This is a genomic window from Microcoleus sp. Pol12B4 (assembly GCF_036701385.1).
Lineage (GTDB): Bacteria > Cyanobacteriota > Cyanobacteriia > Cyanobacteriales > Microcoleaceae > Microcoleus.
This window is the reverse complement of record NZ_JAUBQR010000458.1, coordinates 1-1,228: the sequence shown is the minus strand read 5'-3', so window position 1 is coordinate 1,228 and position 1,228 is coordinate 1. Positions and strand designations below refer to the sequence as shown.

At 45.3% G+C, this 1,228-nt stretch carries 2 protein-coding genes; both read right to left on the bottom strand.

The window, feature by feature from the left end; translation table 11 throughout:
- Positions 1 to 551: flavin prenyltransferase UbiX (locus tag QUA38_RS29030; protein ID WP_333167997.1), on the bottom strand; the 551-nt coding region annotated here is incomplete at its 3' end.
- Positions 552 to 952: 401 nt separating this feature from the next.
- On the bottom strand, positions 953 to 1,228 hold a 276-nt coding region (locus QUA38_RS29025; RefSeq protein WP_333167995.1), incomplete at its 5' end, for a S1 RNA-binding domain-containing protein.

Sequence of the window (1,228 nt, the reverse complement as noted above, 5' to 3'; positions counted from 1 at the left end):
ACCACAAAGTCTACCAAATCTTCAATAGTTTGCGGATTGTGATACCAAGCAGGAATCGCTGGTACAATTCTAGCTCCCGCTTCTGCCAAGGTAGTCAAATTCCGCAGGTGAATCAAGCTAAAAGGCGTTTCGCGAGGCACGAGTACCAATTTTCGCCCTTCCTTGAGTTGAACGTCGGCCGCTCTTTCGAGCAAATCCGAGCTCAAGCCAGCCGCCAACTTGCCTAGTGTACTCATGCTACAGGGAATAATCATCATCCCTTGGGTACGAAAGGAGCCACTAGCAATATTAGCACCGACATCTTGCCAAGGATGGCACCGGAGTTTACCCATTGTGGCTACTCCTGCTTGTTCCCGCCAGAATTCCTCTTGAAGCGTAGGTTCTGCGGGCATTCGGGTGTTCTGTTCGCTTTGCCAAACCATGTAAGTAGATTTGGAAGCGACCAGTTCAATAGCGCGATCGGCCTCCAACAAATATTTCAATGTTCGCACCGCATAAATCAGTCCCGATGCACCGGTAACTCCTACAATGAGGGGGTAGTTATTCGTCATTAGTTATTTGTTAGTTTACGGTTGACTGTGGTTAGTAATTAGTTGTTATATCAAATCTGTTACCATCGGAATTCTTCTGATCTCTCTGAGCTTCATCGGCGTGAATCAGCGTCACTACATTGTCATCTGCAGTTAATAAATCCTCTTTTTTTAACCGCAGATTAACACAGATTAACACAGATTAACCCAGATAAATTCCGGTTGCACCGTTCGTGATTGTTGACTGTTGACTGGATTTGACGCCCGACGATGCTATCGGATTGGATATTAGTCATTAATTGTTTATTGATGATTGCTGAGTATAGTTTGTCGCCCACTTCTAAATACTTAGTTTCCAGACAATGACAACTAAGTATTTAGAAAAGTTAACAGTTAACAGTCAACAGTCAACAGTCAACAGATTATTCATCATCATCAAAAGCTTGACTGCCGCCACCAACTGCAACTAAATCAATTTGCTGGCGGTAGTAATCCACACTCTTGACTTGAACTTCTACCCGATCGCCCAAACGGTACTGATTGCGGTTTTTGCGGCCCACCAGAGTTTGTTGGCGCGATCGATATTCGTACCAGTCATCCTTCAGCGAAGAAACGTGCACTAATCCCTCAACACGCAAGATGTCGCTCTCCGGCGGCCGCACCTCAATTTCCACAAAGAAACCGTAAGACTGTACACC